The sequence below is a fragment of the Bacillus sp. PS217 genome, from assembly GCF_037963535.1.
Taxonomy (GTDB): domain Bacteria; phylum Bacillota; class Bacilli; order Bacillales; family Bacillaceae; genus Bacillus; species Bacillus subtilis.
Map to the genome: position 1 here is coordinate 392,932 of NZ_CP150157.1, position 14,160 is coordinate 407,091.

Sequence of the window (14,160 nt, forward strand, 5' to 3'; positions counted from 1 at the left end):
CCTTTTTCCTCTTTTCTCCTTTTAAGCGGCCATTTTTTTCTTTTGGAAACAAACGTATTTTTTTCTATACAAAAAGACCCCGTATGGATATGATTAAAGTAAAAAAAGTATAGGAGAAAAAGGTATGGAAGAGCTTTTAGAGAGAGTTTTTTCATTTTCAGATGTTGATAAGCTGATTGATTTTATTAGCTATGAACTGCAAAAGCCAGTGATACTGGAAAGCGCGGATTTCTTTTTATTAGCCTATAATTCTTACTATATTAACCATTTTGATTCTGCCAACCAGCAGACTATTTTTTCGAAAAAGTGTCCGGTCCAGATTTTTGAGAGGTTTCTGAAGGACGGTATTATTGAAAAATTAAAAACAGAGCCTGAGCCGTTTCGCGTCAATAAAATTGAAAGCATTGGGTTAAACCAGAGGGTGGTCGTGAGTGCAAAGCACAAAGGGGAAGTCATGGGCTACATCTGGATTCAGGAGCTGGACCAAAATCTGACGGATGAAGAGCTCGACTTTTTGTACGAGACCTCCTTCCATGTCGGGAAAATCATTTATAAAACGAATAAATTGAAACAGGAAAAGGAAGAAAAAGCAGAGGATCTCATCAAACGGGCGATCTATCAGCAATTTACCTCTGAGAAGGAACTCAGACGGGAAGCTGAAAGGATCAACACCGTGCTGCCTTCCATGTTTTCAGTTGTGATCCTGCACGCCGCAAATGGGGATGGGGAAGCGGTTGAGGATTTAAAGGAAAATATCAGGTCGTACCTGAATTTACGGGATAAGGTCAGTCATGTCTTAACGATCGAATCAAACATTGTCATCGTCGTAGCGAGTTTTTCCCAAAAAAGCTCCGTCTCCTCAGCAGCTTCTGAGTTTATTAACAAGCTGTTAACACATTTTCACTTTCAAAAAATACCTACCCCTATTTATATCGGTATCGGAAACGAATATAATCACCTATTAAAACTTGGCAAGAGCTACACAGAAGCACTTGAAGTCATCAAAGCCGCAGAAATCACCGGCAATCAGGAAAACATTCCATATGAATATGCCAAACTCGGCATTTACCGTTATTTAGAAAGCATCGAACAGAAAAATGAATTTTTAGAATACGAGAATAAAGATTTAGCTTTATTAAAAGCGAAAGACGAAGAAAGCAGCACTGAGCTGCTCAAAACCTTGGAAATCTATCTCCTCAACAACTGCAAAACAAAACCAGCGGCAGAACAGCTGTTTATTCACCAAAATACATTGAATTACCGCATCAAACAAATTACTGAGATGACGTCGATCGATTTAAGCGATTTCAGAACGCGGTGCCAGCTCTATCTCGATTTGATGCTGATGAAAAAGAAATAAAAAAGAAACCAGTACTTGTACTGGTTTCGTCTTCACTTAAAATCCTCTGTAAACATACGGATCATCAGGTTTTTTAATGGTATTCCAGTCAGTTACTTTGACGACAGGGAGAGTTGACTTGAATGGCTGGTAATATTCTGAGGCCAGAGTGCCCTTAATGTGAATCCATTCATCATCCTTGATGTCCATGTCCTTCGGAAATTCCACAAGCATCCCGTACACGCCGGAATCAGCGATACAGTGAATGATGCCAAACCTTAATACGAACAACTGATTTTTGTTAATTGCGTTTCCTTTGTAAGCAAATCCATGAAATTCTATCGTCCGTCCGAGAAATTCACCCGGATAGTTATAGATGGTTTCCATTCCTTTTAGGAAATCGTCATCGGTCAGAGAAATCTCTTTTTTGCTGGAATACTTATTAAACAGCTGTTTCATTTGTTTGTCATAGCTGTCTTGCGCGTAATAAAGGCTGGCATCAGGCCGCAAATACTGAGTTTGGGAGTAGTGATCTCCGCTCTCCATCGCCTTAAACGAGAACCCTTTTGTTTTGACTATGGATGAGTCAAGCGTTGCAATCGGGAAGAAGATGCCTGACACCAAAGGAAAAAGAAAAACAACATAAATCAAATAACGCTGATAAAATGGCTTGTTTTGTTCATGGTCATGCTCGTGATCATGGCCGCACCCGCAATCATGGTCATGGTGATGCCCGCTTTTTTCAGGCGACTTGATAAATAGATATGCTTGGACGGCGGTCAGAATGGCCAGCAGGAAAATCGCAATAAAGGAAAGATAGGCATATTTCATATTGATATATTTTGTTAGATTTCCTGAGGCATGCAGATGATAAAAGAAAAACGTAAATCCCATCAGCACCAATAGACGAAACATCCAATCACCCCTTTACCAGTAGTGATCCCGCTAAAACAATCACGACAATGTATGTAATCAGCAGGAAAACAAATCGTTTTTTGAAGGCCGCAAGCATCATCAATAGATTCTTAATATCCACCATTGCGCCAAAGACGAGAAAGGCGATTAACGATCCTAATGAAAATGTGCTGCTGAAGGAAGACGCGATGAACGCATCAACTTCTGAACAAAGCGACAGGACAAACGCCAGACCCATCATCACGAGGGAAGAGGATACATCATTCTGCCCGATCGCAAGCAGAGTGGATGTTTTGACATACGTCTGCATAACGGCTGCGATAAAGGCGCCGATGATTAAATATTTCCCCACGGAGAAAAATTCATCAATGGCATGCCGCAAGGTCCCGCCCAGTTTTTGGAGCAAGGTGCCGTGATGATGATGGTGGTGCCCGGGTTCATCAGGCTTTAAAAGCTGGTTATCCTTAAATTGATAGGATAAGATGACCCCGATGATCAGCGAAACGGCGAGAGCCAGTCCGCCTCTGTAAAAGACAACGCTCCATCTATTCCCGAACGCAATATAAGTAGAAAATAAAACGATAGGATTAATGATAGGCGCGGTCAGCATGAAAGCAACCCCCGCATGCAGAGGAACTCCCTTTAACAGAAGCCGCCTCGTAATCGGGATGATGCCGCATTCGCAGGCGGGAAATAAAACGCCGGCCAGCGCACCGAATAAAACGGCGAGAAAACGGTTTTTCGGCATGATTCTTGCAATCATTTCTTCAGAAACAAACATTTGAATGATTCCGGAAAGTATGACGCCAATCAGAATAAACGGAATGGCTTCTATTAAAATGCTGATAAAAATAGAATTCAGCTGAAGAAAAGATGATTGTGCTGTCACAATAAAACCTCCGCTCATGTTAAGCTGCCTTTCTTATGATACCAGAAAAAAAGGCACTGCTTGTTTGACGGAGGAGGGGAAAGGATCGTTTCACTTTGGTTAGGATTCCAAAAAGCTGAGTAGGATACTGTCTGTTTCTGCAGCTTCTTTTCCGAGCCAAATCAGGTGTCCCCATGAGTGAAGCAAACAGAGAGCAGCGCCACGAATGTGCTCTTTTGCATGATGTGCATGTGACAAGTCAACCAATCCATCATAAACACTTTGCATAATCAGCACGGGACATATGATGGCTTGCAGGTCTTTTAAAGAGACAGCGGCGGTTTGTGACAAGTCAATCAGAAATCCTTCACCCGAGCGTTGCCGGCTGTTCATTTTCCGAAATGCTTCCATGTCTTTTTCATCCATCAAGGACTTGATTCGCTGAAACGGAAGCGTGCTGAATTGGGGGCTCATAGCTCGAAACATCAAACGCGGGAAAGCGTTATTCAAAGAAGAAATCAGCTTCCATATCCACTTTTCCACCGGCGGGCGGAAGAGAATTCTCCCCAATTTATATTCAGTGTCTTTTGGGGTGAGCCACTCTTTGGTGACTGCGGATTGCAGGGTCAATGTATTTACTCTTTCCGGATAATGTGAGGCAAAGCATATGCCGCTCGGCCCTCCTGCTGAGATGGCGATCACATGGACACTGTTGATTTGTAAATGATCTAATAATTTCACATAGAAACGGCAGGCGTTGGCAAGACTTTTTCCAATTTCTTTTGACGTTCGTCCATAGCCGGGCCTTGAAGGCGTAATGATGGAATACCCTTGCTCAATCAACGCTGTGTATCCGAATTCCTCGTAACAATTTGAATGCCCGCCATGCATGACAAGGATCGGAGTTCCCTTGCCTGTCACAGAATATTCTAGTGTACTGCCATCAAAGGTGATCGTTTCGACTTGTCTTTTCATCTGTTACTCCCATTTGTCCTATTATAGAGTTTTCAGCAATTGATCACAAGGTGAAGAAATGAATAAACACAGGCCCTTGAAATATGATATACTTTGTATTGATATTCATTCTCAATTAAAACTTTGATATAGATGTGAACGGGAGGCAGGACGGATGGCTGAGAATCAAGAGGTATATGACGTTACGATAATAGGGGGCGGGCCGATTGGGCTGTTTACTGCTTTTTACTGCGGGATGCGGGAGCTGAAAACAAAGGTAATCGAATTTTTGCCGAAGCTCGGAGGGAAGGTGTCTTTATTCTTTCCTGAGAAAATCATTCGCGATATCGGCGGCATACCGGGGATTGCGGGAAAGCAGCTGATCGAGCAGCTGAAGGAGCAGGCGGCAACATTTGATCCTGATATCGTATTGAATCAGCGTGTGACCGGGTTTGAACGCCTGAATGACGGCACCATTGTACTGACGGGTTCTGAAGGGGAAAAGCACTATACAAGAACTGTGATTTTGGCTTGCGGCATGGGTACACTTGAGGTCAATGAGTTTGACAGCGAGGATGCGGCCCGATATGCGGGCAAAAATCTTCATTATGGAGTGGAGAAGCTCGATGCGTTTAAAGGGAAACGCGTGGTGATATCAGGCGGCGGAGATACTGCGGTCGATTGGGCTAATGAGCTTGAACCGATTGCGGCGTCTGTGACTGTCGTTCATCGGCGTGAGGAATTCGGCGGAATGGAAAGCAGCGTGACGAAAATGAAGCAATCATCGGTGCGGGTGCTTACGCCTTATCGGCTGGAGCATTTGAACGGAGATGAAGAGGGCATCAAAAGCGTGACCGTTTGTCATACTGAGTCTGGCCAGAGGAAAGACATAGAAATTGATGAGCTGATCATTAATCATGGCTTCAAAATTGATCTAGGGCCGATGATGGAGTGGGGGCTGGAGATTGAAGAAGGCAGGGTGAAAGCTGACAGACATATGCGGACGAATCTTCCGGGCGTGTTTGTAGCGGGTGACGCGGCTTTTTATGAAAGCAAGCTGAGATTGATTGCCGGCGGCTTTACCGAAGGCCCGACAGCGGTCAACAGTGCCAAGGCTTATCTGGACCCTAAGGCCGAGAATATGGCGATGTATTCCACCCATCATAAAAAATTGGTACATAAATAAAACAGCCCTTGGGGGAAAGGGCTGCCAGCCATCAGCTGTGAAGGAGCTTTTTCTGCGTCTGTTGATTCTGAATGAAAGCTAGCAATTCATCCTGTTCTTGTACAGCTGTGAATCCATAAGCTTCGGCAGCTGAGTCATCGCCTATACAGACGATAGGGGGCCGGCTTGCTGACAATTCCGGCGAAATGCCAATTTGTTCGCCACCATTGATCAATTGCTGAACGGACAGCTTGTTCGGGCAAATGACCATGTGCAGCGGGGATTCACTGATGGTACGCTGAATCATGTGGGTGAACCGGTCATCTATGACGTTTTCATGAGTGATATAAAACGAACAGGATTCATGCTTTTGCATGAATTCCACTGCATGGCGGCTCCCGACAACAAGACGTTTCTCTGAATCAGGTTGAATGGCGGTGACAAGAAAGCCCCGTTTCTCAAGCTCTGTCTTTGCTTGCTCAGATGCTGCACTCAGTTTGGCTGTCAGCTGGCGGATGTCGATTTTCTGAGAAGCCAGTGCTCTGAAAAATTCACAAACCGCTCGGCGCGATGTGAAAAAAACGTCTTCAAAGGTGCCAATCTTTCGAAGAATGTCTTCATTGACTGGCATGTTTTCGGTCCGCCATTTCGGCCACTCGATGACATCGGCGCCGGAATCGCGCAGCTTGTCTGCAAGCGGGTCTTCATCTTCGCCATGAGTCACAACCATCAAATGCCGTCCGATGAGCGGTTTGCTTTCAAACCAGCCGTGTGTTTGAAAGTTGACGATGTCTCCGATGACGATAATCGCAGGGTTTGTAATCTGGTGTTCCTGCACTTTTTGCTGAATGTTCTCAAGTGTTCCTTTCACACTCCGCTGGCGGCCCCACGTTCCCCATTGGATGACAATGACAGGGACAGAAGGCGATTTCCCGTATGAAATAAGCTGCTGGCAAATATAAGACAAGTTCTTGACACCCATGTAAAAAACAAGGGTTTGTACGCTTCGTGCAAGCCCTTCCCAGTCAAGGTTCGGCGTGCCTTTTAATGATTTATCATGCGCTGTAATCATGGCAAAAGACGATGCGAAATCCCGATGCGTGACGGGGATGCCCGCATATAGCGGCGCTGCAATTCCAGAGGTGATTCCCGGCACCATTTCATAGCGAATGCCGTGCTCATGAAGAGCATCTGCTTCCTCGCCGACTCTGCCGAATACGCTCGGATCTCCGCCCTTCAAGCGAACGACGGTTAACCCATTTAATGCTTTTTCAACCAGCAGGGCGTTAATTTCTTTTTGTTTCATAAAATGGCGGTTTGGCAGTTTTCCGCAATAAATAAACTGGCAGTCCGGTGATGCAAATTCGAGCAGCTTCGGGTTGGCGAGCCGGTCATATAAAATCACATCTGCTTCCTCGAGCGCCTGTTTTCCTTTGATGGTGAGCAGGCCTGGGTCGCCGGGTCCGGCTCCCACGAAATATACGATTCCGTTCTTCATGATCATGTCATCCTTCCGTCACTGTAAAAAATGAAGGACCACTAGAAAAGTGATCCGGTCTTTTGATCAATATACGAGATAAACATGTTCTCCTTCGATCAGCGTTTCATATGTTTTGACGCATCCGTGGTCAGGTTCTTGGACGATTCCATCTTTTAAGGAAATTTTCCAGTCATGCATCGGGCAGAAAACATATTCACCGCTGACGATGCCTTCTGCCAGGACGCCGCCTTTATGCGGACAGCGGTTTTCGATGGCGCGGATGCTTCCGTCTGAAAGCTTGAAAACCGCGAGCTCCTTATCTTCAATATACACTGTTTTGCCTAATTGTTCAGGCAATTCTTCAATTTTTCCGATACATACTTTTGTTACGTCTTTGTTTACCATGTCCATTCCTCCTCAATGATAGTTTTTGTCATTATGATGTGGTCACGACATTTTCAAATAATTCTTTAGAGGTTTGTTTATCCTCTAAAAAGTCTTTCCACGGATCCTTGTGGACAGAGAGTGTTTCATTCATTCGGTCGTTCAGCTCCTGCCGCTTTTCCGGATCGTTTAACACGGATTGGACATGGGATAAACCGACGCGCTCAAGCCATGCGGACGTACGCTCCAGATAGTTTGCGGTTTCCCTGTAATATTGCAGGTAAGCGCCCGCGTATTCTAAGACTTCTTCATTTGTTTTCACCTTCATCAGCAAATCGCCGGCACGCAAATGGGTTCCGCCGTTTCCGCCGACATAAAGCTCCCAGCCTCCGTCGATGCCGACAACGCCAAGGTCCTTAATGCCGGATTCCGCACAGTTTCGCGGGCAGGCAGACACGGCCATTTTGACTTTGTGAGGCGTGTTCAGCCCTTCGAATTTTTTCTCAAGCGCAATGCCCAGTGCCATGGAGTCTTGTGTGCCGAAGCGGCAGAATTGCTCGCCTACACATGTTTTCACTGTGCGGAGCGTTTTTCCGTACGCGTAGCCCGATGGCATATCAAGATCTTCCCATACCTTCGGAAGGTCTTCTTTTTTCACGCCGATAAGATCAATTCGCTGGCCGCCTGTCATTTTCACGAGCGGGATCTCATATTTGTCAACGACATCGGCGATCTTGCGCAAATCTGTGGAGTTGGTCACGCCGCCGTAGATCCGAGGAACGACTGAGTATGTTCCGTCTTTTTGAATATTGGCGTGCATTCGTTCATTAACAAAGCGGGATGTCCGGTCATCCTCGTATTTGGTTGGATTGATCATGCCTAAGTAGTAGTTCAGAGCGGGTCGGCATTTAGAACAGCCTTCTGGCGTTTTCCAGCCGAGCACATTCATGACTTCTCTTGTATGTGACAGCCCTTTGGCTTTGATTTCTTCTACGACTTCATCTCTCGACAATGTGGTGCAGCCGCAAATGGCTTCTTTTTGCGCTGACGCATCAAAGTCTGATCCGAGCGTATGCTGGAGGATTTCTTCTACGAGCGGCTTACAGCCTCCGCATGAGCGGGATGCGCCGGTGCATGCTTTGATTTCGTCCGTTGACGAGCAGCCCTTTTCCTGTATGGCTTGAATAATCGCACCTTTTGACACGCCGTTACAGCCGCAGATGATTTCATCGTCGCTCATCGCTGCGGTTATGCTTGTGCCTGCTTCCTGGCTGAGGGGCTGTAAGATTGATATTTTAGAGGTTTCAGAGATATCGGCTTCTTTTTGAATCATAGAAAACAGGCGATTGCCTTCGCTGCTGTCGCCGAATAAAACAGCACCGACAATTTGATTGCCTCTCAGGACTATTTTTTTATAGATGCCGTCCTGCTCATCGAAGACTTTAATCGCTTTTTTCTCCTCTGATTCGTTAAAGTCACCGGCAGAGAAGACCTCGACGCCTGATACCTTTAACTGTGTGGAGAGAACGGAGCCCTCATACGGTTTTGTTTCGATGCCGCACATATGCTTTGCCAGCACTTTTGCCTGTTCATACAGCGGCGCCACAAGCCCGTAGGCGATTCCTCGGTGCTCGGCACATTCGCCGACCGCGTAAATGTGCGGGATTTCAGTCTGCATATAATCGTTGACGATGATGCCGCGGTTAACCGGAATGCCGCTCTCGGCCCCGAGCGTTGTATTTGGGCGGATGCCGACAGCCATGACGACTAAATCAGCTTCAATGCTTGTGCCATCCTTGAATCGGAGGCCTTCGACACGGTCGTCACCGACAATTTCTTCTGTTTGCTTTTCAAGTAAAAAGGTCATACCTTGTTTTTCTAACTCGTTTTGCAGCAGGCGTCCTGCCGTTGCATCAAGCTGGCGCTCCATCAGGAATGGGGCAAGGTGGATGACGGACACATCCATGCCAAGATTCAGCAGTCCGCGAGCTGCTTCCAAACCAAGAAGTCCTCCGCCGATGACGGCAGCTTTTTTATATTGTTTTGACGCGGCGAGCATTGTGTCTGTATCTTTTATGTCCCGGAAAGCTGTGACGCCTTTTTTGTCTGCGCCCGGAATCGGAAGGATAACAGGGACCGAGCCTGTCGCCAGGATCAATTCATCGTAAGGCTGGATTCTGTCTGCATCTGTGATGACTGTTTTGTTTTCCGTGTCCACTTTGATGACTGTTTCATTTGTATACAATTGAATGTTGTTTTCTTCGTACCAGTCCCAATCGTTTAACGTAATATCTTTAATATCTGTATCGCCTTGAAGCACTTTTGACAAAAGGATTCGGTTGTAATTGGGATGCGGTTCGGCACCGAAAATTGTGATCTGAAACTCGTCTTTAGCAATACTCAGTATCTCTTCAATGGCCCTTACCCCGGCCATTCCATTACCAACAAGAACTAGCTGTTTTTTTCCCATCAGATGATCCGCTCCTTATCAATGTTTTTTCCAGCGTAGCACAGCAAAAAGGAATATTTAAGATACATGTTATAAAATGTAACAAAATATACGAAAAGTTCTAAAAATTTTATGAAAAATTTAAATAGGTCTGATTTGGACGGCGCATACCTTAAAACCGGGCATTTTACAGGCTGGATCTAAGGCTTCTCCGATTAAATCATTCACATTTTGAGCGTCTGCCCAATGAATGGGAACAAAAACAGTATCTTTTCTGATTTGTTCTGATAATTTGCTGCGGACGGTGATGCTTCCCCGCGGCGATTCTATTTTTACCAGCACACGGTCCTCGATATTGTAGGTCGCTGCTGTTTGCGGATGGATTTCCATAAACGATTCAAAATGTCTCGCGGCAAGGGCGGCGCTTTTTCTTGTTTGGACGCCTGTTAAGTAGTGAGACATGACGCGGCCTGTCGTTAAATAAAGCGGATAATCGGCTGTTGGCTTCTCCTTTGGAACAGGTGGTTCGTTTGGAATCACACTTAATGCCGCTTTTTGATCCGGATGAGCAAATGATTCTGTAAACAAGCGACTGGTTCCGGGATGATCAGATTCCGGACACGGCCAATGAATGCCGCCTTCACGTCTTAGCCTCTCATATGAGATGCCTGAATAATCGGCAATCCCGCCTCGGCTTGCTTCTCTCAATTCATTAAAAATATCCTCCGCTGACGTATAAGAAAAGTAGCGGCCCTTGCCGAGAGCGGATGCGAGATCACAAATGATCTGCCAATCATGCTTTGCTTCGCCGGGACATGGCCGGCTTGCTTCTCTTAATGTCACGCGTCCTTCTACATTTGTCATGGTGCCTTCATCTTCTAAGTAAGAGGAGGCGGGTAAAATCACATCTGCGTATTTCGCAGTCTCAGAAATAAACAAATCGATTGCAACAAAGAATGTCAGTTTACGTAAAGCCTTTTTCACGAGATTCGCATTTGGACTGGAGACAGCAGGATTGGAGCACATGAGGAACAATCCTTTAATGTCGCCGTCATTGATTTTTTCCATCATTTCATAGGCTGAGACACCTTTTCGCGGCAGATCATCCTGATGGATTCCCCACACTTTCGCAACATGTGCCCGGTGTTGTTCGTTTTCAATAGATCGATAGCCCGGAAGCTGATCGGCTTTTTGGCCATGCTCTCTTGCACCTTGCACGTTGCCTTGTCCGGTGATCGCCCCGTAACCTGAGTAAGGCTTGCCGATTTTTCCTGTGATCAGCACCATGTTTAAGAAGCCTTTCACAGCCGCTGTTCCATCGGTTTGCTGTTCAATCCCGCGGGCTGTAAACAGCATGGCGGACGTTTCCTTGGCAAACTTTACAGCCGCTTTTCTTATATCCGCCAGCGGGACACTCGTCTGTTCGGCGATGTCATTCAGGTCCAACGAGTCAGTAAGCTGCTTCAGCTCTTCGAATCCATTTGTTCGTGATTGAATGAAATCCTCGTTTATAAGCTGTTCATCAATGATGATTTTGACGAGACCGTTGGCAAGGGCGGCGTCTGTGCCGGGTTTGATTTTTAAATGAAGATCGGCGATTTTTGTTGTAGCTGTTTCACGCGGATCAATGGCAATGATGTAAGCTCCGTTTTCTTTCGCTTTTTCAAAATACGGCATAATCGTAGGCTGACACTCCGCGATATTTGTGCCGGCCAGAATGATCACACGGGTGTGGGGAATGTCTGATAAGGGATTCGTTAAGCCTCTGTCTGCGCCGAATGTTTGGTTGGCTGCGGTTGCTGCGGCGGACATACAAAGCCTCCCGTTGTAGTCGATGTATTTTGTCTGTAAGCCCACCCGTGCGAATTTCCCTAACAAATACGCCTCTTCATTTGTAATCGAGGCGCTTCCGTATACCGCCATGGCGTCATGTCCGTGTTCAGTTTGGATCATTGTCACTTGGTCTTTGATATGATTCAGTGCTTCTTCCCAGGAAACAGGCATAAACTCGCCGTTTTTCTTCAGCAGAGGGCGGGTGATGCGAGAGGAGTTCAAGGCATGCTGGTGAGCATTCATGCCCTTCATGCATAGCCGCCCCTGTGTTGTAGGATTATTAATCCCGATCGCAGTGTACTTTTTGCGCGTGACGATGGTTTGTTCCACGAGCTGCATTTTGCACTGCATGCTGCAAAACGGGCATTGAGTGTCATATGTTTTTTCTGATTGGACGTCTTGCTGTTTATCACGGAAATATCTAAGCAGTCGTTCAGTCAAAATGCCTCATCCTTTCTTATATGCGCCCATCTCTACAGTCGGGTTTTGAATCAGTGACAGATCTGTTTGGAGGCTTTCCAGCAGCTGTGCCCTTAGGTCTTCTTCGAATAGCACTTCTCTGATATGAACGATCCCGAGACGGTCTATCCACTGATGAACACCTTCTAAGTAATGAGCCGTTTCCCGATAATACTGAATCAGTCCTTTGATCATGCTGGCAGTGCTGTCTTCGTTCTCAGTCACGCAAAACAAAGCTCCTGAACGGGCATGAGTTCCCCGGACGCAGCCGATGTGAATGTCCCAGCCAGCTTGTGTCCGAATTGCGCCGACATCTTGCAGGGCGGCATCGGTGCAGTCTGTTTCACATGATAAGCTGATAGAAATGGGAGCGGGTAAGGGAAGCATCTCAAGTTGTCTTTCGATTTGGGCTGCCAGCTGCTGAATCGATCGATTTTGCCCGCATGTACATGCTTTGATGCTTTGCAGCGCGTGTCGGTGTTCATTAGTGTAAACGGGCATCTTCAGGTCTTTTTTTATGTTCGGGAGATCCGCAGGCTTGATCCCGGAAAGCTTCAGCCTTTGGCCGTGAGTGATGGATACGTCGGGAATGCTGTATGCCTCAATGATGTTGGCGATGGTTCTTAGCTGCTCCGCGTTTGTCCGCCCGCCGTACATTTGCGGAATCAGGATGCATGTCTCTTCAGTGGCTGGCTCAGGCTGGACAAACCCAGGGTACAGCATTTCCAGATAGTATTGAATCGCAGGAACACAAGTACTGCATCCGTTTTTTGTTTTCCAGTCAAGCTGGTTCATCACTTCTGCCGGATTAGTGAATGGCCTGCGCTGAAGCTCAGCGATGATGTCGTCTTCTGTAAAATCAGTACAGCTGCAAAACGAAGGTGTGCCGGCGGGCTTCGTATATTCGCTGTTGGTCATGTGCCTCAAAAGGTCTTCAACGAGCGGTTTGCATCCTCCGCAGGACCCAGTGGCTTTGGTGCAGTGCTTGACTTCCTCAACAGTTGTTAAGCTATTCGTGTGCACCGCTTCTTCAATCGCGCCTTTCGTCACTGAGTTGCATTGGCAAATCGTTTCACTGGAAGGCATGGATTCAAATAAAGGGCCGCTTGTCTCCGGTTCGATGATCTGCTTTTTGACAATGGAGATGTCTCGTTGTTTAAGGAGGCTGTCGAGAAGCCGCTGCTTGTCACGGGTGTCTCCGAATAAAATAACGCCGGCCAGTTTTTCATCTACAAAAAGCGCTTTTTTATAAACTCCTGCTTGTTCGTCGTAGATTTTGATGCTCGTCGTGCGTTCATCCTCTTGGATCTTTCCTGCTGACCACACATCGATTCCAGCTATTTTTAACGCCGCAGATGGTGCTGAGCCTTGATATTCCTCACATGGAACGCCGCAAATATGACTGGCGAGAGCTCTTCCCTGCTCATAAAGCGGTGCCACCAATCCGTACACCGTTCCGTTATGCTCAGCGCATTCACCAACGGCGTAGATATTCGGTTCGCTTGTCTGCATGAAGTCATTCACGATGATCCCGCGGTTCACTTGGATTCCAGCGGATACAGCCAATTCAATATTCGGTCTGACGCCGGCCGCCATCACAATCAAGTCTGCTTTTATCGAAGAGCCATCTTTAAAATGGATTCGGTCTGCCTTCGTGGTGCCGGAAATGGAGACGGTGTCTTTCTCCAAAAGAAAGGTTAGGCCTTTTTGTTCCAGCTCTGTTTGCAGCAGCCGCGCCGCTGTTTGATCGAGCTGTTTTTGCATAATGCCGGCGGAGTGGTGAATGACGCTGACATCCATACCGAGATGCTGTAAACCTACTGCAGCTTCCAGTCCTAATAAGCCGGCTCCGATTACCGCAGCCTTTTGAAAGTGCTGGGCCATGTTCATCAGCGCTTGGCAGTCTTCTATTGTCCGAAATCCATAGACACCTTTTTTGTCTGCCCCGGGGATAGGGAGAATATGAGGGGAGGAGCCTGTTGCCACTATTAATTTGTCATACGACAGAGTGCGTTTCCGATCTGTGATGACCTGCTGCTGATCTGTATCAATCTGAATAACCGTTTCGCCTGTGTAAAGCGTGATCCCGTGCTTGTCGTACCAATCCTTGCTGTTCAGTGTAATATCATCGAGTGACGCTTCACCCTGCAATACAGAGGATAAGAGAATGCGATTGTAATTGGGATGCGGCTCGCTTCCGAAAATGACAATCTCAAACATGTGGCGATTCAGCTTTAATACTTCTTCAATACAGCGGATTCCGGCCATGCCGTTTCCCGCTAACACTAATCTTTGTTTCTTCATGTATCAGACC

The 14,160-nt window shown here is 46.6% G+C and carries 10 protein-coding genes; 2 read left to right on the forward strand and 8 right to left on the reverse strand.

The window, feature by feature from the left end:
• Positions 1-124: 124 nt before the first annotated feature.
• Positions 125-1,360 (forward strand): proline utilization transcriptional regulator PutR, encoded by a 1,236-nt coding sequence (putR, locus tag NSQ83_RS02205; RefSeq protein WP_003234651.1) that lies wholly within the window; start codon positions 125-127, stop codon positions 1,358-1,360.
• Positions 1,361-1,396: 36 nt separating this feature from the next.
• On the opposite strand, the gene NSQ83_RS02210 is transcribed toward putR, so the two are convergent.
• The 3 genes from NSQ83_RS02210 to NSQ83_RS02220 form a co-directional block, all read right to left on the reverse strand.
• Positions 1,397-2,254 (reverse strand): TIGR03943 family protein, encoded by an 858-nt coding sequence (locus tag NSQ83_RS02210; RefSeq protein ID WP_003234649.1) that lies wholly within the window; start codon positions 2,252-2,254, stop codon positions 1,397-1,399.
• A gap of 4 nt (positions 2,255-2,258) precedes the next feature.
• On the reverse strand, positions 2,259-3,143 hold the full coding sequence (locus NSQ83_RS02215) for a permease (RefSeq protein ID WP_128441338.1): 885 nt from the start codon (positions 3,141-3,143) through the stop codon (positions 2,259-2,261).
• Between the two features lie 99 nt (positions 3,144-3,242).
• Positions 3,243-4,097 (reverse strand): alpha/beta hydrolase, encoded by an 855-nt coding sequence (locus NSQ83_RS02220; RefSeq protein WP_019712511.1) that lies wholly within the window; start codon positions 4,095-4,097, stop codon positions 3,243-3,245.
• A gap of 154 nt (positions 4,098-4,251) precedes the next feature.
• On the opposite strand from NSQ83_RS02220, the gene ffoR reads away from it, so the two are divergent.
• Positions 4,252-5,262 carry a ferredoxin--NADP(+) reductase gene (ffoR, locus tag NSQ83_RS02225; protein WP_029727065.1) on the forward strand — a complete coding sequence of 337 codons (1,011 nt, stop codon included), beginning with the start codon at positions 4,252-4,254 and terminating at the stop codon, positions 5,260-5,262.
• 31 nt (positions 5,263-5,293) lie between these two features.
• On the opposite strand, the gene cobA is transcribed toward ffoR, so the two are convergent.
• The 5 genes from cobA to nasB all read right to left on the reverse strand — a co-directional run bounded on the left by cobA (position 5,294) and on the right by nasB (position 14,150).
• A complete protein-coding gene (gene cobA, locus NSQ83_RS02230; RefSeq protein WP_080348067.1) occupies positions 5,294-6,745 on the reverse strand; it encodes a uroporphyrinogen-III C-methyltransferase in 1,452 nt (483 codons plus the stop codon).
• A gap of 60 nt (positions 6,746-6,805) precedes the next feature.
• Positions 6,806-7,126: a nitrite reductase small subunit NirD gene (gene nirD / locus NSQ83_RS02235; protein WP_160221330.1), complete on the reverse strand. Its 321-nt coding sequence runs from the start codon at positions 7,124-7,126 to the stop codon at positions 6,806-6,808.
• 31 nt (positions 7,127-7,157) lie between these two features.
• Positions 7,158-9,575: an NADPH-nitrite reductase gene (nasD, locus tag NSQ83_RS02240; RefSeq protein WP_160221331.1), complete on the reverse strand. Its 2,418-nt coding sequence runs from the start codon at positions 9,573-9,575 to the stop codon at positions 7,158-7,160.
• 120 nt (positions 9,576-9,695) lie between these two features.
• Entirely contained in the window at positions 9,696-11,828 is a 2,133-nt protein-coding gene (nasC, locus tag NSQ83_RS02245) for an assimilatory nitrate reductase catalytic subunit (RefSeq protein ID WP_339238938.1), read from the reverse strand.
• A 6-nt stretch (positions 11,829-11,834) separates the two neighbouring features.
• A complete protein-coding gene (gene nasB, locus NSQ83_RS02250; RefSeq protein ID WP_160221333.1) occupies positions 11,835-14,150 on the reverse strand; it encodes an assimilatory nitrate reductase electron transfer subunit NasB in 2,316 nt (771 codons plus the stop codon).
• Between the last annotated feature and the right edge of the window lie 10 nt (positions 14,151-14,160).